The sequence below is a fragment of the Pseudoxanthomonas mexicana genome (assembly GCF_001556105.1).
GTDB lineage: Bacteria > Pseudomonadota > Gammaproteobacteria > Xanthomonadales > Xanthomonadaceae > Pseudoxanthomonas_A > Pseudoxanthomonas_A mexicana_A.
Map to the genome: position 1 here is coordinate 1 of NZ_LSIF01000058.1, position 19,716 is coordinate 19,716.

The 19,716-nt window shown below is 66.6% G+C and carries 17 protein-coding genes; 2 read left to right on the forward strand and 15 right to left on the reverse strand.

Translation table 11 applies throughout. From position 1 onward, the window contains the following. Positions 1-9: 9 nt before the first annotated feature. From AX730_RS09765 to AX730_RS09820, 12 genes are all read right to left on the reverse strand, one after another. On the reverse strand, positions 10-1,323 hold the full coding sequence (locus AX730_RS09765) for a dicarboxylate/amino acid:cation symporter (RefSeq protein WP_062355487.1): 1,314 nt from the start codon (positions 1,321-1,323) through the stop codon (positions 10-12). A 138-nt stretch (positions 1,324-1,461) separates the two neighbouring features. Next, positions 1,462-3,138 (reverse strand): BatD family protein, encoded by a 1,677-nt coding sequence (locus tag AX730_RS09770; protein WP_062355490.1) that lies wholly within the window; start codon positions 3,136-3,138, stop codon positions 1,462-1,464. Continuing rightward, complete coding sequence (locus AX730_RS09775; protein WP_062355496.1) at positions 3,135-4,886, reverse strand: vWA domain-containing protein; 1,752 nt, start codon at positions 4,884-4,886, stop codon at positions 3,135-3,137. Before AX730_RS09775 ends, AX730_RS09770 begins: the two co-directional genes overlap by 4 nt. Beyond that, positions 4,883-5,884, reverse strand: a complete 1,002-nt coding sequence (locus AX730_RS09780) for a vWA domain-containing protein (RefSeq protein WP_062355563.1) — start codon at positions 5,882-5,884, stop codon at positions 4,883-4,885. The genes AX730_RS09775 and AX730_RS09780 overlap by 4 nt, the downstream gene beginning before the upstream one ends. A gap of 17 nt (positions 5,885-5,901) precedes the next feature. Further along, positions 5,902-6,357, reverse strand: a complete 456-nt coding sequence (locus tag AX730_RS19355; protein ID WP_062355499.1) for a DUF4381 domain-containing protein — start codon at positions 6,355-6,357, stop codon at positions 5,902-5,904. Positions 6,358-6,359: 2 nt separating this feature from the next. Next, entirely contained in the window at positions 6,360-7,256 is an 897-nt protein-coding gene (locus AX730_RS09790) for a DUF58 domain-containing protein (protein WP_062355501.1), read from the reverse strand. A gap of 19 nt (positions 7,257-7,275) precedes the next feature. Next, positions 7,276-8,265: an AAA family ATPase gene (locus tag AX730_RS09795; protein WP_062355504.1), complete on the reverse strand. Its 990-nt coding sequence runs from the start codon at positions 8,263-8,265 to the stop codon at positions 7,276-7,278. A gap of 169 nt (positions 8,266-8,434) precedes the next feature. After that, complete coding sequence (locus tag AX730_RS09800) at positions 8,435-10,369, reverse strand: type IV pilus secretin PilQ (protein ID WP_062355507.1); 1,935 nt, start codon at positions 10,367-10,369, stop codon at positions 8,435-8,437. A 14-nt stretch (positions 10,370-10,383) separates the two neighbouring features. After that, on the reverse strand, positions 10,384-10,911 hold the full coding sequence (locus tag AX730_RS09805; protein WP_062355510.1) for a pilus assembly protein PilP: 528 nt from the start codon (positions 10,909-10,911) through the stop codon (positions 10,384-10,386). Next, a complete protein-coding gene (locus AX730_RS09810) occupies positions 10,908-11,594 on the reverse strand; it encodes a type IV pilus inner membrane component PilO (RefSeq protein ID WP_062355511.1) in 687 nt (228 codons plus the stop codon). Before AX730_RS09810 ends, AX730_RS09805 begins: the two co-directional genes overlap by 4 nt. Next, positions 11,591-12,337 carry a PilN domain-containing protein gene (locus AX730_RS09815; RefSeq protein WP_062355514.1) on the reverse strand — a complete coding sequence of 249 codons (747 nt, stop codon included), beginning with the start codon at positions 12,335-12,337 and terminating at the stop codon, positions 11,591-11,593. The genes AX730_RS09810 and AX730_RS09815 overlap by 4 nt, the downstream gene beginning before the upstream one ends. Next, on the reverse strand, positions 12,337-13,395 hold the full coding sequence (locus tag AX730_RS09820) for a type IV pilus assembly protein PilM (RefSeq protein ID WP_062355517.1): 1,059 nt from the start codon (positions 13,393-13,395) through the stop codon (positions 12,337-12,339). Before AX730_RS09820 ends, AX730_RS09815 begins: the two co-directional genes overlap by 1 nt. Positions 13,396-13,611: 216 nt before the next feature. Here AX730_RS09820 and AX730_RS09825 point away from each other — a divergent pair, with 216 nt between their 5' ends. Continuing rightward, positions 13,612-16,035, forward strand: a complete 2,424-nt coding sequence (locus AX730_RS09825; protein ID WP_062355519.1) for a penicillin-binding protein 1A — start codon at positions 13,612-13,614, stop codon at positions 16,033-16,035. A 103-nt stretch (positions 16,036-16,138) separates the two neighbouring features. Beyond that, complete coding sequence (locus AX730_RS09830; RefSeq protein ID WP_062355522.1) at positions 16,139-16,795, forward strand: hypothetical protein; 657 nt, start codon at positions 16,139-16,141, stop codon at positions 16,793-16,795. A 78-nt stretch (positions 16,796-16,873) separates the two neighbouring features. Here the strand turns inward: AX730_RS09830 and AX730_RS09835 are convergent, their stop codons facing one another. The 3 genes from AX730_RS09835 to AX730_RS09845 form a co-directional block, all read right to left on the reverse strand. Further along, positions 16,874-18,163: a citrate synthase gene (locus tag AX730_RS09835; protein WP_062355525.1), complete on the reverse strand. Its 1,290-nt coding sequence runs from the start codon at positions 18,161-18,163 to the stop codon at positions 16,874-16,876. Between the two features lie 260 nt (positions 18,164-18,423). Beyond that, on the reverse strand, positions 18,424-18,666 hold the full coding sequence (locus tag AX730_RS09840; RefSeq protein WP_062355528.1) for a type B 50S ribosomal protein L31: 243 nt from the start codon (positions 18,664-18,666) through the stop codon (positions 18,424-18,426). 74 nt (positions 18,667-18,740) lie between these two features. Then, entirely contained in the window at positions 18,741-19,679 is a 939-nt protein-coding gene (locus AX730_RS09845; RefSeq protein ID WP_062355531.1) for a nucleoside hydrolase, read from the reverse strand. Between the last annotated feature and the right edge of the window lie 37 nt (positions 19,680-19,716).

Sequence of the window (19,716 nt, forward strand, 5' to 3'; positions counted from 1 at the left end):
GCCGGGGTGTTAGCCGGGGTTTCCGGGCAGCTTCACGTCACCCGTTTCGCCCTTGGCCACCAGTGAGGCCAACGTCAGGTCGCCGGTGACATTGAGCGTGGTGCGACACATATCGAGGAAGTGGTTCACGCCCAGGATCAGGCCGATGCCGATCGGGTTCACGCCCACCATCGCGCAGATCAGCGCCACCACCGGCAACGAGCCCGACGGCACGCCGGCCGTGCCGATGCCGCCCAGGATGCACACCAGCATCACCATGAACTGCTGGCCCAGCGACAGGTCCACGCCGAAGAACTGGGCCAGGAAGATGACCGTGACGCCCTCGAACAGCGCCGTGCCGTTCTGGTTGGCGGTGGCGCCCACGGTCAGCACGAAGCGCGACACCGTGCGCGGCAGGCCCAGCTTCTCGTCGGCCACGCGCAGCGCGGTCGGCAGGGTGGCGTTGCTGGAGGCAGTGGAGAACGCCATCACCATCGCTTCCTGCGCGCCGCGGAAGAACTTGAGCGGCGAGTAGCCGGCCAGCTTCAGCGCCACCGAATAGCTGACGAACTGGTGCAGCGCCAGCGCCAGCACCACCACGAACACGTACTGGCCCAGCCGCACCAGCAGGTCGAAGCCGAAGATCGCGGCCAGGTTGAACATGAAGCACGCCACCGCGTACGGCGCCAGGCGGATGACCAGGCCGATCAGCGTCATCGAGATCTCGAACACGCCTTCGATGCCACGCTTGAGGATGCTGGTGTTCTCCGACGGGGTCAGCACCAGGCCGATGCCGAACATCACCGCGAAGAACATCAGCGACAGGATGGCCGCATTGCTGGAGGCCGCGCCGATGACGTTGTCCGGCACGATCGACAGCAGCATGTCCATGCCGGTGGCCTGCGTGCCCACGCTGGCGACGATCTCCTTGGTGCGCTCGGCGTTCTCGGCGATCAGCTGCTGCGCCATCGCCGGATCGACACCGACGCCCGGCTTCAGCAGGTTGACCAGCACCAGGCCGATCAACACGGCGACCGCCGACAGCACGATGGTGTAGGCCAGCGTCTTCCAGCCGATCCGGCCCAGTGCGCGGATATCCCCCATCTCGGCGATGCCGCAGACCAGCGCCGAGAACAGCAGCGGCACGATCAGCATGAAGATCAGGTTGAGGAAGATCTTGCTGAAGGGGGTGGTGACGTACCTGGTGACGTCCTGCACCCATCCCGCATCGCCCTGGCCGGTCGCATGCACGATCAGGCCTACGAGCAGGCCGACGCCGAAGCCGATGGCCATCTTCCAGTGCAGCGGCAGCTTGGTGCGGGGAGCGGGCGTGGCGTCGGTCATCGGCGGGTCCTGCGGAGACAAGATCGGGAGCTTAGCAAACCCGGCATGACGTCCCGTCCGTGCAGGACAGGGCGCATCAGGGCGGCTGCGGGCAGCGTCCCCGCGGTTGAAGGAGGACGAACGTCGGCCCGGTTTCCCTTATCGCGGGTATAGCGGCGGCAGCGGTTCGTCCGTCACGCCGGCATCCCTGGCTCGCCACTGGGGACCGCCACGGAAGGCCTCGCGCAATGCGAGGCGTGCCTGCGCGGGATCACCGCCGGCCCAGCGGGCACGGCGCAGCAGGTCCACCGCCGCGCGTTGTGCGGGTGCGTCGAGGCGACGCTGCAGGTCGTCGAGATCGACCGCCATCGGACGCGCCATGCCGCACAACACGATCTCGATATCGTCGAGGTCGCCGGCATCCAGCACGCGTCTTAGGTCGGCAGCGGTATGGGTCGCCGGCGTATCCACCACGGTGGCGGTCTCGGCGAGCGATGCGCGCTTGCGGGACGTGCCCACGACGCCCTGGCGCCGTGACAGCCCCCATACCAGCGTCGCCAACCAGAGCAGGGCAAAGCCGGCGGCCAGCCATGGCCACAGGTGCGCGGGCACGCGCCGTTCGCCGGCCAGCGCAATGACGCCATCATCCGTCGCGCCCTGGGATGCCGGCGTTGCACCCTCCGGTGCCGGCGGTCGCGACGCCTGTCCACTGCCCATCACGACCGGTATCGCCAGGTCCTGCAGCGTCGCGCGCTTCGCCGACCCACCACGCACGTCCCACCACGCCATCGCGACGCCGGGCACGGCGAGCGTGCCGGACTGGGAGGGCACGATCGAATAGCGTCGCGTCAGCTTCACCTGCGGCGTGCCGCCGACGAAGGTCTCGTCGTACTGCGGAGGTTCCGCGAACACCTGCGCGCCCGGGATCGTGGGCGTCGGCAGTTCCGGCAGTTGCGCCTGTGTCGCGCCGACGACCGTGGTTTCGATCGCGAGCGTGGCCGCTTCGCCGGTACGCAGCTGCTCCGGAACGGCGGTGTAGCGCAGGCGCAGGTCACGCACCGGCAGCCAGGGTTGCGGCGCATTCGCCGGCTGCGGCCGGACCTGCAATGTGCGTGGCGTGCCGGTGATGTTGACCTCGCGGCTGTTGCCGCCGAGCAGGTCGTCCATCCATCCCCCCGCCCCGCGTCCGCTGAAGCGGGCGCCCGGCAAGGTCAATGGACCGCTGCGTTCGGGCACGAGCAGGAAACGGCGCTCGGCGGTGTTGTAGCGACGCCCGTCGATCTCGCGACTCGACTGCACGATCTCGCCGACCCGCTGCAGCAAGGCGCCATCCGGCGGATCCAGGTCGAGTTGACCGGATACCAGTGGCGTCGCGTAGAACAACCGCACGGTGATGCCGACCGATTGCTGCACGTAAGGACGGGCATCGTCGACCTCGGTCTCCACGAACACCAGGCCGTTGGACGCGGCGCTCGCCGTGGCGGTCGCGGCGACCTCCAGCACCAGCGGCACGGTACGCTCGCTCCCCACCTGCAGGGCGGGAATCGCCAGCGTTCCTGCGCGACGGGGACGCAGGGTCAGCGCGAACGTCATGCGGCTGCTCATGCGCCCGTTGACCAGTTGCACGCTGCGACTGTCGGCCTGTCCTTCCACCTCGAAATCGCGCATCAGCGGCGTGAGGTCGGGCGTGGCGGACACCGCGTCGGTTTCGACGTTCAACGTCACCGCCTGGCCGAGCGTCACCTGCGCCTGTTCGAGCCACGCGCGGGTCGCCGCCAGCGACGACAGCGGCCACGCCGCCAGCAGACACAGCAACCACCACGCCCGATGTTTCATCGTCCTTCCCTCTGCCGCCGTTCCTGTTCGAGCCGGAACTTCGCCTTCAGCAGCGAGCCCGGCTCGTCGGGCACGCGTTTCAGCCACGCGTCGACCGCCTGGCGGCGCTCGCGCTGTTCTGCGGTTTCCGCCTGCACGACGGGTGCGCCTTGCTTGGCTTGGTCGGCGCCCTGTCCGGCATCGCGCGCCATGGCCTCGCGCATGCGCTCACGCTGCGCGGCATCGGCGGCGGACTGCGCGGCGGCATCCGGTGGAGAAGATGGCGGCGTGCGGGAAGACGAGTTCGTTGCAGGCGGTGTCTTCCCCGCACTTTGCGACGCGGGCGTGTTGTCAGCCGGCGAAGGCGATGCAGGCTTCTGGCTACCGGGTTCGGGCTTCGCATCGCCCTGCGAACCCTTGGATGCCTGCTTGCCGTCGCCTTGCTGTCCCGGCTTGCCCTGGCCCTCACCCGACGATGGCGGTCGCTTGCGTGCGGCATCGACCGCGGCGCGGTTCGCCACCGCATCCGGCATCCCGGGCTTTGCGCGCAGGGCGCGGTCGTACGCGGCGATGGCGTCGTCGTAGCGCTGCTGTTTCGCCAACGCATTGCCGAGGTTGTACCAGCCTTCGGGGGTGTCGATGCCGGTAAACGCCTGCTCGGCCGCGGCGAAATCACCTTGGCGGTACGCATCGGCGCCTTCCACGACGCGCGCATGCTCAACCTGGTCGGCGCGTTGCCACCAGTCGATGCCGGCAGCCGACACAGGCGGCGCCATCGGCAGCCACAACACGCCGACCAGCACGAGGGCAGCACCCCGCCGGAACCCCAGCAATGCGAGCGCCATCAAAGGGATCAGCAGCCAGTAGCCTTCATCGCGCCAGGCCTTGCCGCCGCCCGCCGTGGCGGTGCTTTCACCCATCAGGGCGGGAGATCGCACACCAAGTGCGGCGAGGTCGCCGTCATCCGCCGTCAACGCGTGGTAGCGACCACCCCCGCCCGATGCCAGTCCCTGCAAAGACGAGGCATCCAGCGATGCATGCCCGATCACGCCATCACCACCGCGGTACGCGGCGCCCGATGACGTGCCCAGGCCCACTACAGAGACAGCATAGCCCTGGGCGCGCGCTTCCGATGCCGCGGCCACCGCTGCGCTGTCTGCGCGGTCGGTGAGCAGCAGGATGTCGCCGCGACGTGCGTCGGCCTGCATGAGCAACCGCGCCGCCCATGCAATGCCGCGATCCGCTCGCTGACCCTCCATCGGCATGATGTCGGGTGCGAGGTCGTCGAGGAACAGGCGGATGTTGGCGGTATCGTCGGTCAGCGGCGTGACGGTGAAGGCGTCGCCGGCGTAAACGACCAGCGCGACCGGGCTGCCTGCGCGAGCGTCCATCACCTGGGCCAGCTTCGCCCGTGCCTGCAACAATCGCGATGGCGGCAGATCGCTCGCGGTGATGCGGCCGGAGAGGTCGAGCACCGCGACCAACGGGCGCTTGACCTGCCAGAGCGGCTGCTCGGCCTGGCGCCAACTCGGCCCGGCCAGCGCCAGCACTGCAAGCGTGTACGCGATGGCCGCAGCGATCATCCCGGTGCGTGCGCCCGCGCCGCCGCGGACCAGCAAATGGGGCAGCAGATGCGCATCGACATGCCCTCGCCACGCACTGCGGCGTTGCCGTTGTACGCGCCACACCCAGGCCAGCACGGGCAACGCGGCCAATGCCCACAACCACGGGGGGCGCAGGAAGTGCAGCGCGGTCCAATCCAAGCTCATGGACGCCTCCGTGGTAACACGAAAGCAAGCAGCGACACCGCGAGCGCTGCGGCCAGCGGCCACGCGTAGCGTTCGATCCGTGGACGCACCGCCTTGCCCGGCTGCTCCACCGGTTCCAGCCGATCCAGCTCGGCGTAGATCCCGGCCAGTTCGCGGGTATCGCGCGCACGGTAGAAGCGTCCCCCGGTCTGCGTCGCGACATCGCGCAGGGTCGCTTCGTCGAGCGCTTCCGCCGCACTTGCCGGCATCGGCAGCGGGACGCCGAACACGCTGATCCCGCCATCGCCGCCGAAGGCGATGGTGTGGATGCGTATGCGCTCCTCTTTCGCCAGCTCCGCCGCTTTCTGCGGCGTCAGCACACCCGCCGAGTTGACGCCGTCCGTGAGCAGGATCAACACGCGCTGTCCGTCCTGCTGCATGCGCAGGCGACGCACGCCAAGCGCGATGGCATCGCCGATGGCGGTTTCGCGTCCGGCCAACCCGGCTACGGCATCCCGCAGTTGCTCACGCACCGTCTGCAGATCGCGCGTCAACGGCGTCATCGCATACGCACGCTGGCCGAACACCAGCAGGCCGACGCGATCACCGTCGCGCCGGTCGAGAAAGTCCGCCAAGACCGCCTTGGCGGCGGTCAGCCGATCGACGACGGCACCGCCCAGCTCCATGTCGGGTTCGGTCATGCTGCCCGACAGGTCGATTGCCAGCATCAGATCGCGTCCGCTCACGGGCGGCGTCACCGCTTCGCCGAACTGCTGCGGCCGCGCAGCTGCCGCGCACAGCAGGAACCACGCGAGCCACGCCAGCGCAGCCGCGCGTTTGGGCAGTCCACGTCCGCCCTGCCCCGCAATCGCCTGCATCGCGGGTCCGTAGGGGACCCTGATCGCATCGTCATGCGTACGCGGGACCGGCAGCAACCAGCGCACCAGCCACGGCAACGGGAATGCCAGCCAGAACCACGGCCACGCAAAGCCGGCATAACCGTCCTGCAGCCAGTGCAGCGCCGGAAACGACAGGCTCACCGCTCGCCCGCCATCAGTTCGAGGAAGCGAGCACGCGCGACTTCGGTCGCCGCCGCGAGATCCGCAGGCGACACGTCGCGACGATAGGCACCGTCCAGCAGCAGCCGTCCTGCTCCCTGCGAGAACGCATGACCGCCGCGCTTGCCATCCAGGAACGCGAGCCAGGCGTCGCCTTCGAGCCGGTCCGCCGAAGGATCAAGCACGCGTGCAGCCCGGCGCAGCCGATCGGACATCGCCGCCACCTGCTCCGCAGGCAAGCGCCCATCGCTCGTCGCGTCGAACCAGCGCTGCCACGCCTGTCGCCTGCGATGACGGTATATGCGCCATGCACCGACAACGATCGCCACCAGCAACACCGCGGCCACTACCAACCACCAGCCTGGCGCAAGCGGCCACCACGACGGTGACGCCGGCACGTGCACATCGCGCAACACCAGCGTGCCCATGCCCATGCTCACGCCACCTGCGGCTGCGCGCGACCCAACGCGACCAGCCACGCGTCGCTGGCGGCATCGGTCGACAGCGTGCGCACCTGCACGCCGCGCGCAGGCAGGCGATCAAGTGCTCGCTCGAGGGGTTGCTGGAACTCGATGCGCCACGCTTCGCGCTGCGCATCACCGGCCAAGTCCAGCTCAACCCGCTGGCTTCCCACGACGAACGGCAACCGCTGCGAAGGCGGCGCGGTTTCCAGTGGATCGGTGAGCAGGAGGACGACGACATCGTGATGCGCCGCCAGTGCCGGCCAGCGCGATTCCGGAATGGACGCGAGGCTATGCGGATCGGCCAGCACCAGTAAGCGGGATCCGGGCCGCAGCAGCCTTGCTGCATGATCGAGTGCGAACGCCAAGCCAAGATCGTCCGGCAGCGGCGTGGCATACCAGCGCACCAGCGCATCCAGCACGCGCAATGCACCACGTGTTCCGGCAGCAGGTGGAACAGGCGCTTCCGCCATGCTGCCACGCAGGATGGCCAGGCGATCACCTTCGCGCACCGCCTGCCATGCGGCGACGGCCCCGGCACGTGCGGCCTGCACCGACTTGAAGCGCGTGCGCGTGCCGAAATAGAGCAGCGGCGACGTGTCGGCAACGACCAGCGTCAGTCGTTCGCGTTCGGCCTGGAACAACTTGGTATGCGTGCGACCACTGCGCGCGGTCACCCGCCAGTCGATGTGGCGGACATCGTCGCCGGCCACGTACTCGCGCGATTCCGCGTATTCCATACCGCGGCCCCGAAGTGGCGACGCGGAAGGACCGGTGACGGAATGCCGACCACGACGCGCAGGCGGTCGCCGCTGCGCGCTGGCGCGCAGCGCGATCAGCTCGGACAGGGTGGGCGTGATGCCTTCGCTCATGGACCGGCGCTACCCGCGCTCAGGGCAACGGAACCACGTCGAGCAACGCCTGCACCAGCCGGTCACCATCCCAGCCTTCTGCCGTCGCCTCGTAACTGGGCAGGACGCGGTGGCGTAGCACGTCGGGGGCGATGGCCCGGATGTCATCGGGCGTGACGTAGTCGCGTCCCGCCAGCCAGGCGCGCGCGCGCGCGCATCGCTCCAGCGCAATCGAGCCGCGGGGACTCGCGCCCCAGGCAATGCGCCGCGCGAGCGCGGCGTCGTAACGCGAGGCGTCGCGCGAGGCAAGCACCAGTTCGATCAGGTAGCGTTCCAGTGCAGGCGCCAGGTGCAGATCGAGCACCTGGGTACGTGCGGCGAAGACATCTTCCGGCGGCATGCGCGCGACCGCACCCGCAACAGGCTGCATCTGCTCCCGCGCGCGCTCACGGGCCAACCGCAGGATGTCGGTTTCAGCAGCAGCTTCGGGGTATCCGATCTTCACGTGCATCAGGAACCGGTCGAGCTGCGCTTCCGGCAACGGGAAGGTGCCCTCCTGCTCGATCGGGTTCTGCGTGGCCATGACCAGGAAGAGGGCCGGCAATGGATACGTATGTCGACCCACCGTCACCTGCCGCTCGCCCATCGCTTCCAGCAACGCCGACTGGACCTTGGCCGGCGCCCGGTTGATCTCGTCGGCCAGCAACAGCGGATGGAAGATCGGCCCGGCCTGGAATTCGAAGCGGCCGTCCTGGGGTCGCCATATTTCCGTGCCGGTGAGATCGGCCGGCAACAGGTCCGGCGTGAACTGCACGCGCGCGAAATCCGCCTGCAGGCGCGATGCCAGGGTGCGGATGGCCATGGTTTTCGCCAGACCCGGCGCGCCTTCGACGAGCAGGTGCCCATCGGCCAGCAAAGCAATCAACAGGCGCTCGACCAACGCCGCCTGACCGACGATGGTCTGCGAGAGGTCTTCTCGCAAGGAAACGAAGCGGTCGAACAGGCGGGCTTCTGTCGGTTGACGATCCATGGGCTTCCGGGCAATGCGGGATGCGCGTCGGACCGCCAGTGTGCCACGCAGGTTCCCGTCATTCCCGTGCGGAACGGCAGGGGTTCAGTGTCAATTCCCGTCGCCTACCCTCAAAACGGAGACGGGCCGCAGAAGCGGCCCGTCTCTTGACGCACTTGTGCGATGTCGATCAGCGCTTGTTGACCGACAACACCTTCGGGGTGATGAAGATCAGCAACTCGGCCTTGTCCTTGCTGCGACCCTTCTTCTTGAACAGGTTGCCCAGGAAAGGAATGTCGCCGAGGAACGGCACCTTGGCCACGCTGCTGCGATCGGTGAACTCGTACACGCCACCGATCACGACGGTCTGACCATCTTCGACCAGCACGGCGGTGTTGATCTCGCGCTTGTCGATGGTGGGCACGCTGCCGTAGTTTGGCAGCGTGATGTATTCGGCCACTTCGTCCTTCTTGACGTTGAGGTTCAGGAAGACGCGATCGTCATTGGTGATCGTTGGCATCACCTTCAGCTCAAGCAACGCTTCCTTGAATTGCACGTTCGGCGTGGCGACACCGCCCTGGCCCGCCGTGATCGTGACGTAACCGATCTCCTTGCCTTGGCGGATCACGCCCTCACGCTGGTTGGCGGTCACGATGCGCGGGTTCGAGATCACCTCGCCCCGGCCCTCTTCCTGCATCGCGGACAGTTCAAGGTCGATCGAGAAGTTGCGGCCAAGCAGTGTGTAGGCCAGAGCACCCGCGGCTGCATCGGTGAACGTATCAGCCGGCAGATTCACGTTCAGGGCCCCCGGCGTGATCGGTCGGGTGGGATTGGCGATATTGCCGGCATTGCCACCCAGCGAGCCACCGATACCCTGGCTGCGATCGCCGAAGCGACGACCCTGCACGCCGAAGCGGGCACCGAGGTCGCGCGCGAACGTGTCCGTGGCGATGACGATGCGGCCTTCGATCAGCACCTGGTCTACCGGTTTGTCGATCATCGAGATCAGCTCGCGCATTCGCGCGACCCTCTTCGGGATGTCGCTGATCATCAGCATGTTGGTGCGTTCGTCAGCAACGATACGGCCGCGCAGGGACAGGAAGCCGTTCTCATACTGGCCCTGGGAGCCACCACCGCCTCCGCCACCACCGCCTGCGCCGCTCTGGTTGCCGATACCCTTGGCTTCGGTCAGCGCCTTGAAAATCGCCGCGGCGCTGTGATAGTTGATCTGGACATAGTCAGTGACCATCTCCTCGCGATTCTCGATCGCGATGCGGGCGTCTTCCTTGTCCTGCTCGAATTTGGCCAGTTCGGGCTGCGGTGCGACCCAGACGACCGCGCCGTCACGGCGCTTGTCCAGACCCTTGGCGCGCAACACGATGTCGAGCGCCTGGTCCCACGGCACGTTGACCAGGCGCAGCGTGACATTGCCCTGGACCGTGTCCGAAGCGACGATATTGAGGTTCGACTCTTCCGCGATCAGCTGCAGCACCGTGCGCACCGGCACGTCCTGGAAGTTGAACGTCACCGGGCGGCCGCTGTAGCGGCGTGCTTCGGACGCGACTTTCTGCGCGGCGGCGACTACAGCCGAGGCACTGGTGCCGGATGTCGCACTCGCCCCGCCCACGGCCTTCTGGCCCGCGCGCGGCACGATCTCGACCACGTATTCGTTGCCGGACTGGTAGGCCAGCGATTCGAAGTCGCCACGCGTGCTGAGCACCAGCTCTGTGCCGCCGCCCTTGCTCTGCGCATCGACGCGCTGCACCGGCGTGGCGAAGTCGACCACATTGAGCGGGCGCTGCAGGGAAGCAGGCAACACGGCGTTGCCGACGTTCACCACGACACTGTCGCCCTGGTTGCGCAGGTCGGGCGTCGCGCCCTGGCCATCGAACTTGATGACCAGACGACCGGCACCGTCTTCACCGCGACGGAAGTCGATGTTAGACACCGACACGGCGGTGGCCGACTGGCTCGCGGCAGCGGGAGACGTCGCCTGTGCCGCCGGCGATACGGCGCCTGCGGCGCTGGCCGCAGCAAGCAGGCCGATGGCCAACCCCAGAGAGCAGAGCCGGAAAGTAGCCAGGCGCCGGGACGGCCGCAGGCGGTAGGCATTCGTAGCGGTCATCGTGTATCCCCCAATCATTGATCTTCAAGCGAGAGCGACGCCGGCCGTTCCAGCCAGCCGCCCGCGCCATCCGGCACTAGTTCGACAAGTTCGACGCCATCTTCGCGGACCGAGGTAACCCGGCCGTCGCTCTGGCCCAGGTAGTTCCCCGGACGTACCCGGTAGGTGACCTTGTCGGGTCCCATCACCAGTGCCACCAGACCTGCCCCCTTGCCGATCGTACCGACCATGTCCAGGCTGTCCAGCGGGTACTGCTCCAGTGTTTCCTTGCGCCGGTTCGGGTCAGGCCGGAGCCCACCTGCATCGGCATTGCTCCAGGCGTTGCTGAAGGGATCCCGGAGTGTCTGCGCGGCGTATTCGAAGGTCTCGAACTGCTGCATCACGGGCAGCGGTTCCAGTGGTGGCGCGGGACGGGCACGCACGTCCTCCACCCATTTCTCGAGGTTGGGGGCATCGCCAGGCGTGCTGGTGATACCGCGTGCACAACCAGACGTCACGACGACGCCAGCGAGGACCATCCAATGCCATTTGCTGCGCATCATGGTGCTCCTCCCGATGCAGGCGCACTTGCCCCGCCGGCCTTGGCCGCGTCCGCCGCAGCCGCCTCCTGCTCCGCCACCTCGGTTTCATCGAGGTAACGATAGGTCTTGACCGTGCCGGACAATTCCAGCGCACCCCGGTTGATGCCGCCCTTGCCTTCCTTGGGCTGCAAGGAGATGTCGTGCATGGTCAGGATGACCACGCGCGGCAATGAGGCCACGCCGCTGACGAAGGCACCGAACTGGTGGTAGTTGCCCACCATGCGCAGTTGGATCGGCTTCTCGGCGTAGAACTCCTTCAGCGTTTCCGGCTGCGGCTGGAACAGCTCGTTGGTCAGGCCGCTCGACAGTGCCGTCTGCGAGATGTCGATGATGAGGTCCGGCATCTCGGTCTTGCTGGGCAGCTGACGCAGCATCTGCTGCAACACCTGCTCCATCTGCGCGAGTTGCTGCTTCAACGGCTCGAGGTTGGCAGCCTTGGCCTGTTCCTTCTCGAAATCCTGGCGAAGGCGTACTTCTTCCTGCTCCAGCGAATCCAGCGTCTGGGTCTTGCCCCTCACGACGAGGAAGTAGGACAGCACCAGGATGAAGATCGCGAGCACGACGCAGAAGCCCACCTTGGCGTTCTGCGGCCAGGCACCGATGTTGTTGATGTCCAGGTTCTTGAGCGATGTCTTCTGGCTCATGAGTTGCTCCCGGAAGTCGGTGTGGTGCCGCCGGCGGGCGGCGTCGGTGCAGGTGCCGCGGGCGCCGGGGCGGCAGGCTGGCCCTCAAGGGGTGCTGGTGCTGGTGTCGCCGCAGGCGTGGCAGCCGGCGCATTGGGACCAGCGGCGGCGGATTCGGCTTGCTGTTCTGCAGTGGGGTTCGCCAACCTCACCTGTAGCGTAAACACGTAGGGCAGCGCACTACCGGCACCGGTATTGGTCAGTGTTTTGACCTCTTCCGGCTTGGCTTCGATGATCGACAGCTCGGGCTTGGTCATCCAGCCCGACGTTTCCAGGTTGCGCATGTAGGCACTGACGCGGGCATTGGACTGGGCGCGCCCCTGCAGCGTCAGCACTTCGCCTTCCTGCTTGATGTTGGCCAGCATCACGCCATCGGGGATGGTGCGGACCAGCGAGTCGAACAGGTGGACCATCTGCGAGCGGTTGGCCTGCAATTTCTCGATGACCTCCTTGCGGGCCAGCAAGCGGCGTTTCTGCTCGTCGAGCTTCTCGATTTCCTTGTTCTGCGCCTGGACCTTGGCGATCTCGTCCTTCAGGAAATCGTTGCGCTCGGTTTGCCCTGACACCTGGCGGTCGTAGTGGAACCACAGCAGGAAGGACAGCAACAGGCCAGCGATGGCGGCGGCGCCCAGCATGACGTAGAACTCGCGCTGGCGCTGCACACGGCGTTCGGCACGCCATGGGAGTAGGTTGATTCTTGCCATCAGTCGAAGCTCCTCAAAGCCAGGCCGGTGGCGATCATCAGCGCGGGGGCATCCTGCGCCAGCGCATGCGCCTGTACGCGCGGTCCGAGGGTCATCTGTGCCAGCGGATTGGCAACCACGGTGGGCACGCCCAGTTGCTCTTCCACCATCTCCGGCAGGCCCGGCAGTGCGGCGCATCCGCCTGCGAGCACGATCTGGTCGACACGATTGAACTCGCTGCCGGCGTAGAAGAACTGCAGCAGGCGACTGATCTGCTGGACGGTGGCTTCCTTGAACGGCTCAAGCACTTCGACTTCGTAGCTTTCCGGCAGCCCGCCCTGGCGCTTGGCCAAGCCAGCCTCTTCGTAGGTCAGGCCATAACGGCGCATCACTTCGTCGGTGAGCTGCTTGCCGCCGAACACCTGCTCGCGGCTGTAGAGGCTGCGGCCGCGACGCAGGACGTTGAGCGTGGTCATCGTGGCGCCGATGTCGACCAGCGCGACCACGCCGTCCTGCGGAATCGGCAGGTCCGTGGCCATCAGGGCGAAGGCGTTCTCCACCGCGAAGGCTTCCACGTCCATGACCCGTGCGGTCAGGCCGCCAAGCTCCAGCGCGGACTGGCGCAACTCCACGTTCTCGGAACGCGACGCGGCGAGGAGTACCTGCACCATCTCCGGATTGTTGGGCATGGCGCCCAGCACCTCGAAGTCGATGTTCACTTCCTCGATGGGATACGGAATGTAGTTGACCGCCTCGAGCTCGACCTGGGCTTCAAGGTCGCTCTCGTCCAGATCGGCAGGCATCGGGATGATCTTGGTGATCACTGCCGAGCCGGCCACGGCGGCCGCGGCGTACTTCACCTTGCTGCCTGCGCGATTGACCGCGCGACGGATGGCTTCGCCGACCGCCTCGACCTCGACGATGTTCTTCTCGACCACGGCATTCGGCGGCAGCGGCTCGACGGCGTAGTGTTCAACCCGGTATCGGTTGCCCACGCGCGACAGCTGCAGCAGCTTTACCGCAGTCGAACTGATGTCGACGCCGATCAGCGGCGACTGGCTTTTTGGGATTAGCCCCACGGTCTTTCCCCTTCCGACGGGCACTGGGCGCACAACGTGCGCCGCCATTTATAACCAACTTTTTACGCTTGGCAACCGCCGATGACGTGGCTGTGCGGCTTGTCACGTTTCACGAGGGTTGTTCCCCAAGTCCCTGTTCCCCATGGAATCACCTGTGGCGATCCCGGCGGTCATCTATACTCTGCCGTTACGAATTCTGCAATCGGAAAGCACTGGATGTCCCGGTTCCGTCGTCTTCTCCGTTGGACCCTCATCACGTTCCTGATACTTGCCCTGGCCGGCGCCGTCGGCCTGGGGGTTCTGTATTACACGGTCTCGGCCAAGGTCCCGGACGTCCAGTCCCTGCGGAACGTCGAACTGCAGGAACCCCTCTACATCTACGCCAGCGACGGCCGCCTGATGGGCCTGTACGGCGAGATCCGCCGCTATCCGGTGCAGATCGACAAGGTTCCGGCCCGGGTCAAGCAGGCCTTCGTGGCGGCCGAGGACAGCAAGTTCTACGAGCACAACGGCATCGACCCCACCGGCATCGCCCGTGCCGTCTGGCAGATCGTCAGCCGCAAGGAAGGTCGCGTGGCCGGCGGCAGCACGATCACCCAGCAGGTCGCCCGGCAGTGGTTCCTCAGCTCGGAGTACAGCTACACCCGCAAGCTGGTCGAAATGATGCTGGCGATGCGCATCGAGAACATGCTGACCAAGGACGAGATCCTGGAGCTCTATCTCAACAAGAGCTTCTTCGGGAACCGGTCCTACGGCGTCGCCGCCGCGGCCGAGTACTACTACGGCAAGACGCTGGACCAGCTGACCCTGGCCGAGACCGCCACGCTGGTCAGCGCGCTGAAGTTCCCCTCCAGCGGCAACCCCATCAGCAATCCCGGCCGCAACCAGCAGCGCAGCGCCTACGTCGTCGAGCGCATGCGTGAGGACGGCTACATCACTGCCGCTGAAGCCGCACAGGCCAAGGCCGAGCCGATGCATGCCACGCCGCACGAGCGGCCGATCGAGGTCTATGCCCCCTACGTGGCCGAGATGGTGCGCCAGGAGATGATCGCGCGCTTCGGGCCGGAGGCACTGACCAAGGGCTACCACGTCACCACCACGCTGGACGCTGCGGCGCAGGGCGCCGCCAACGACGCCGTACGCGACGGCCTGGGACTGTACGACCACCGCCACGGCTGGAACGGGGTCGAGCAGCATTTCGACGTGGCGGCCGACGCGGACGCCAAGGCATTGGCCGTCCACCTGCGGGGGATTCCCGCACAGAACGGCCTGCTGCCGGTCGTCGTGGCCCGCGTTGCGGACGACGGCAGCGCGACGGTGGTGCTGGCCGACGGCAAGGAGGTCGTTCTGCCGGTCAGCGCGAGCAAGTGGACCGGACGCTCGCCGGCCAAGCTGCTCAAGCGTGGCGACCTGACCCGCATCAAGGCGGGCAAGGACGAAGGCAGCTACGTGGTCGACCAGATTCCGCGCGCGCAGGCCGCGCTGGTATCCCTCGATGCGAACAACGGTGCCGTACGCGCGCTGGTCGGCGGCTACAGCTTCGCCGGCAACAAGTTCAATCGCGCCACGCAGGCACGCCGCCAACCCGGCTCCAGCTTCAAGCCGTTCCTGTACGCCGCCTCGTTCGAAAAGGGCTTCAACCCGGCCTCGATCGTGCTGGATGCGCCGGTCGTGTTCCGCGACCGGCGCGGCCACATGTGGCGTCCGCAGAACGACGGCGGCGGCTTCCGCGGCCCGATGCGCCTGCGCGAAGCGCTGGTGCAGTCGCGCAACCTCGTGTCGGTACGCCTGCTCGACGGCATCGGTGTGCCGTTCGCGCGCACCTACATCAGCCAGTTCGGCTTCGAGGAGGCCGAATTGCCACCCAACCTGTCGATGTCGCTGGGTACGGCCTCTCTGACACCACTGTCGGTCGCGCGCGGCTATGCCGTGTTCGCCAACGGCGGTTCGCGCGTGACGCCCTGGTTCATCGACCAGGTGAAGGACCGCGAAGGCAACGTGGTGTTCAAGGAGAATCCTGCCGTCGCCTGCCGCGGCTGCGGCGCGGGGCAACACGGTACCGGCACCCCGGCGTCGCAGGTCGTGGACGGCTTCAATTTCGGTCCTGCCGATGCACCGAAGGCAGCGACCACTACCACGCAGAGGCCGAAGGTCGAAGAAAAGCCCGCCGACCCCAACGCAGTCACCGCACCGCGCGCCATCGACGAACGCACCGCCTACCAGATGGTGTCGATGATGCGGGACGTCGTCCAGCGCGGCACCGGCACGGCAGCCAAGGTGCTGGGCCGCGAGGACGTCGGCGGCAAGACCGGCTCGACCAACGACCACCGCGATGCCTGGTTCGGTGGCTTCGGCGGTACCTACGCCACGGTCGTGTGGGTCGGTCGCGACAACTTCCAGTCGCTGGGCTACCGCGAGTACGGTGGCAAGGCCGCCCTGCCGATCTGGATCGACTACATGCGCGTGGCGCTGAAGGACACGCCAGTGGCGGCGAACGATCCGCCCGAGGGCATGGTGCAGGCCACGCTCAACGGCGTAACCGAGTGGGTGAAGGTCGAGGACATGGAGCGCATCCAGGACTACGACCTCTACGGGCCCGAGGACGCCGTGCCCGACGAGGAAGCCTTCGACATCTTCTGATCGCGGTGTTGCGATGAAGGTCGCATGACGGCGCCCGCCGCCGTCATGGACACGTCAGCGACATGGTGTACATTCGCGTGCAGGTTCGACGCGGAGGCCTGCCATGCACCACGCCCGTCAGCACGCCGAAACGCGCACCCGCGAGCGTCGCCAGCGCCTGGCGCACGAAGCCGCCCGTCTGATGGCCGAAGGCGGCATCCGCGACTTCCACCAGGCCAAGCTGAAAGCCGCCAGCCGGCTCGGCATCCACGACGACGCCTCCCTGCCGCGCAACCGGGAGATCGAGGATGCCCTGCGCGAGTATCAGCGCCTGTTCGCAGGCGAGGCGCACGCGGCGGGACTTCGCCGCCGACGCGAGGCCGCACTGCGTGCGATGGAGTTTCTGTCGGGCTTTTCGCCACGGCTCGTCGGGCCGGTCCTCGAGGGCACGGCCGACGCCAACACGCCCGTCCACGTGCACGTCCACAGCGATGACCCCGACGCGGTCACCCGCTTTCTCGAAGAACACCGCATCCCGGCCGAGCCGCGCGATCGTCGGCTGCGCATCGATCGCGAGCGCGTCGCCGACCTTCCGGTCTGGGTGTTCAGTGCCGAAGACCTGAGCTTCGACTTGACCGTATTGCCGCACGACGCGCTACGCCAGGCGCCGCTCTCGAGCGTCGACGAAAAACCGATGAAGCGTGCTTCCGCCGCACAACTGCGACTGCTGTTGGCGGAAGAAGAGATCTCCGGCTATGAGGGTGCCGCCAGCGTTCGGTGAACACTCCTTTCGCGGCGACGCGAGCCGAAACGAGAAAGGCCCCGCGAGGGGCCTTTTTCATTGCAATTCCCGCAACGCTCAGCGCTTGCCGGGCGCCACGTAGTCACGCGGCGCGTAGCCGGTGTAGATCTGACGGGGACGGCCGATCTTCGCTTCCGGATCCACCTGCTGCTCCAGCCAGTGCGACACCCAGCCAGCGGTGCGGCCGATCGCGAACATGACGGTGAACATCTCGGTCGGGATCTTCAGCGCCTTGTAGATGATGCCGCTGTAGAAATCGACGTTCGGATACAGCTTGCGCTGGATGAAGTACTCGTCCTTCAGCGCGGCCTCTTCCAGCTTCATCGCCACTTCCAGCATCGGATCGTCGACGCCGAGTTCGCCCAGCACCTTGTGGGTCATCTCGCGGATGATCTTGGCGCGCGGGTCGAAGTTCTTGTAGACGCGGTGGCCGAAGCCCATCAGACGGAAGCCCGATTCCTTGTCCTTGGCCTTGGCGATCGCGGTCTCCACCTTGTCGGGGGTACCGATCTCTTCCAGCATCTTCAGCACGGCTTCGTTGGCGCCACCGTGTGCGGGACCCCACAGGGCGGTGATGCCGGCAGCGACCGACGCGTACGGATTGGCGCCCGTCGAACCCACCAGCCGCACCGTCGAAGTCGAGGCGTTCTGCTCGTGGTCGGCGTGCAGGATGAACAGCAGGTCGAGCGCCTTGGCGACGACCGGGTTCACTTCCAGCGGCTCGCTCGGCACTTCGAACATCATGTGCAGGAAGCGGTCGACGTATTCCAGGTTGTTGCGCGGGTACCGGATCGGCCAGCCGATCGAATAGCGATACGCGGCGGCAGCCAGCGTCGGCATCTTCGCCAGCAGGCGGATGGCGGCCAGGCGGCGCTGCTCGGGATCTTCCAGGTCCAGCGTGTCGTGGTAGAACGCCGAGAGCGAAGCGACGGTACCGGCCAGCATGGCCATCGGGTGCGCGTCGTAATGGAAGCCGTGCAGGAAGTTCTTCAGTGACTCATGCATCATCGTGTGATGCGTGACCTCGTGTTCGAACTTCTGGAATTCAGCCGCCGTCGGCAGCTCGCCATTCATCAGCAGGTACGACACTTCCAGGAAATTGGAGTGCTGGGCCAGCTGCTCGATGGGGTAGCCGCGGTACAGCAGCACGCCGTTGTCGCCATCGATGTAGGTGATGGCCGACTTGCAGCTGGCGGTGGCGGTGAAACCGGAGTCGTAGGTGAAAAGACCCGTTTCCTTGGTCAGCTTGGAAATATCGACGCAGTCGTTGCCAAGCGTGGGTTTCAGGACTGGCAGGACGACGGATTTGTCGCCGGCATTCAGCGTGACCTGGTCAAGTTCGGACACAGTGTGCGCTCCTTCGTGGGGTAACGCCGGCAGAGGTCCTGTCGGCGTGTGACGGGAGTCCAGGGAGTGAACCTTGGATGGGCCGAATTATCGCATAGCGGGTTTGGAGCCGTCGCTCGATACCGCACGAACGTCAGACCAAAGAATAAGGCTGCCTGCGCAACCCTGCGTTCCGGCACGGCACATGATCGCGTGCGCACAAACGCGAACGGCCGCGCACAAGGCGCGGCCGCAGGCGGAACAGGCGAACGACGGTTCGATCAGCGCGCGTAGCGCTTCTGGAACTTGTCGATGCGACCGCTGGTGTCGATGACCTTGTGCTTGCCCGTGTAGAACGGGTGCGAAGCCGAGGAAATTTCGACCTTGATCAGCGGGTAGTCATTGCCGTCTTCCCACTTCATCGTTTCCTTGCTGCCCAGCGTGGAGCGCGTCAGGAACTTGAAATCGGAGGTCACGTCGTGGAAGACGACTTCGCGGTAATTCGGGTGGATGTCGGCCTTCATGGCGGTAACACCGTGTAGCGGGAATGGAAGAGCGGCATTGTAGACCGCCCCTCCCACCCGGCGCAACCCTGCCGTCAGCCGGCGGCCAGCGCCGACTCGATCAGGGTCTCGAAACGGGTCTGGTCGTAGCGCAGCAGGATATTGGCCTTGTCCGGCTGCCCCCCTTCCCGGCGCCAGTCCACGACCGAGGCGCCCCGGGCGTGGGCGCCCTGAAGTTCGATCGCCAGCGGCCGCTCGGCCAGTTCCACGGACCCGTCCGGCGCCAGCACGAAGGCCATGGCCAAAGCGTCAGCCGCGAACCAGTGGTCACCGCGGCGATCGGCGGACCAGGAGCGGGTCTTCTCGGAGATGCGGTCGTAGAAGCGGGCACGGTCCGAATCGGCCCGCAGCCATTCCGCGACACGCTCGTGATGCAGGCCGTGGGCGATGGTGGCCTCCCAGTCGGCGAGGTCGTAGCGCTCGAAGGCCTCGAGCACCAAGTGAGCGGCCTCCGGATCGAAGTAGAAATTGAACTCCGCAGCCGGCGTGATGTTGCCGTGGCAGGTTACCGCACCGCCCATCACCACGAAGCGCGCGATCCGCTTCGGCAGTGTCGGGTCCAGCTTCAGCGCCAGCGCGACGTTGGTCAACGGCCCCAGCGCGACCAGCACCAGCCGCCCCGCATGTTCGTGCGACAGCCGCAGGATCGCCAGCGCTGCATGTTCGGCCTCCGCCTGGCGGGCGGCGGGCGGAAATCCGACGTCACCAAAGCCATCCTGTCCGTGCACGTAACCCGCATCGGGCGACGGATGCAGCAGCGGCGCCGGTGCGCCGGCGAACACCGGAATGTCGTCGCGTCCTGCCACTTCGCACAGCTTCAACGCATTGCGCACGGTGTGCTGCAGGCCCACGTTGCCGGCGGCGATGGTCAGGCCAACAATGTCGTGGCGCGTATCGTTGAAGGCCATCAACAACGCCAGCGCGTCGTCGACGCCGGGATCGGTGTCGATCAGCAGGGGAATCTTGTCCGTCATCGTTCTTCGCTTCGTCTATTGGTCCGCGAGTCTGTCA

Bases quoted from the DNA above. Each gene is read 5' to 3' on its own strand.
- AX730_RS09765 (WP_062355487.1), bottom strand. From the start codon at position 1,323: ATGACCGACGCCACGCCCGCTCCCCGCACCAAGCTGCCGCTGCACTGG.
- AX730_RS09770 (WP_062355490.1), bottom strand. From the start codon at position 3,138: ATGAAACATCGGGCGTGGTGGTTGCTGTGTCTGCTGGCGGCGTGGCCG.
- AX730_RS09775 (WP_062355496.1), bottom strand. From the start codon at position 4,886: ATGAGCTTGGATTGGACCGCGCTGCACTTCCTGCGCCCCCCGTGGTTG.
- AX730_RS19355 (WP_062355499.1), bottom strand. From the start codon at position 6,357: ATGGGCATGGGCACGCTGGTGTTGCGCGATGTGCACGTGCCGGCGTCA.
- AX730_RS09790 (WP_062355501.1), bottom strand. From the start codon at position 7,256: ATGAGCGAAGGCATCACGCCCACCCTGTCCGAGCTGATCGCGCTGCGC.
- AX730_RS09795 (WP_062355504.1), bottom strand. From the start codon at position 8,265: ATGGATCGTCAACCGACAGAAGCCCGCCTGTTCGACCGCTTCGTTTCC.
- AX730_RS09800 (WP_062355507.1), bottom strand. From the start codon at position 10,369: ATGACCGCTACGAATGCCTACCGCCTGCGGCCGTCCCGGCGCCTGGCT.
- AX730_RS09805 (WP_062355510.1), bottom strand. From the start codon at position 10,911: ATGATGCGCAGCAAATGGCATTGGATGGTCCTCGCTGGCGTCGTCGTG.
- AX730_RS09810 (WP_062355511.1), bottom strand. From the start codon at position 11,594: ATGAGCCAGAAGACATCGCTCAAGAACCTGGACATCAACAACATCGGT.
- AX730_RS09815 (WP_062355514.1), bottom strand. From the start codon at position 12,337: ATGGCAAGAATCAACCTACTCCCATGGCGTGCCGAACGCCGTGTGCAG.
- AX730_RS09825 (WP_062355519.1), top strand. From the start codon at position 13,612: ATGTCCCGGTTCCGTCGTCTTCTCCGTTGGACCCTCATCACGTTCCTG.
- AX730_RS09830 (WP_062355522.1), top strand. From the start codon at position 16,139: ATGCACCACGCCCGTCAGCACGCCGAAACGCGCACCCGCGAGCGTCGC.
- AX730_RS09840 (WP_062355528.1), bottom strand. From the start codon at position 18,666: ATGAAGGCCGACATCCACCCGAATTACCGCGAAGTCGTCTTCCACGAC.
- AX730_RS09845 (WP_062355531.1), bottom strand. From the start codon at position 19,679: ATGACGGACAAGATTCCCCTGCTGATCGACACCGATCCCGGCGTCGAC.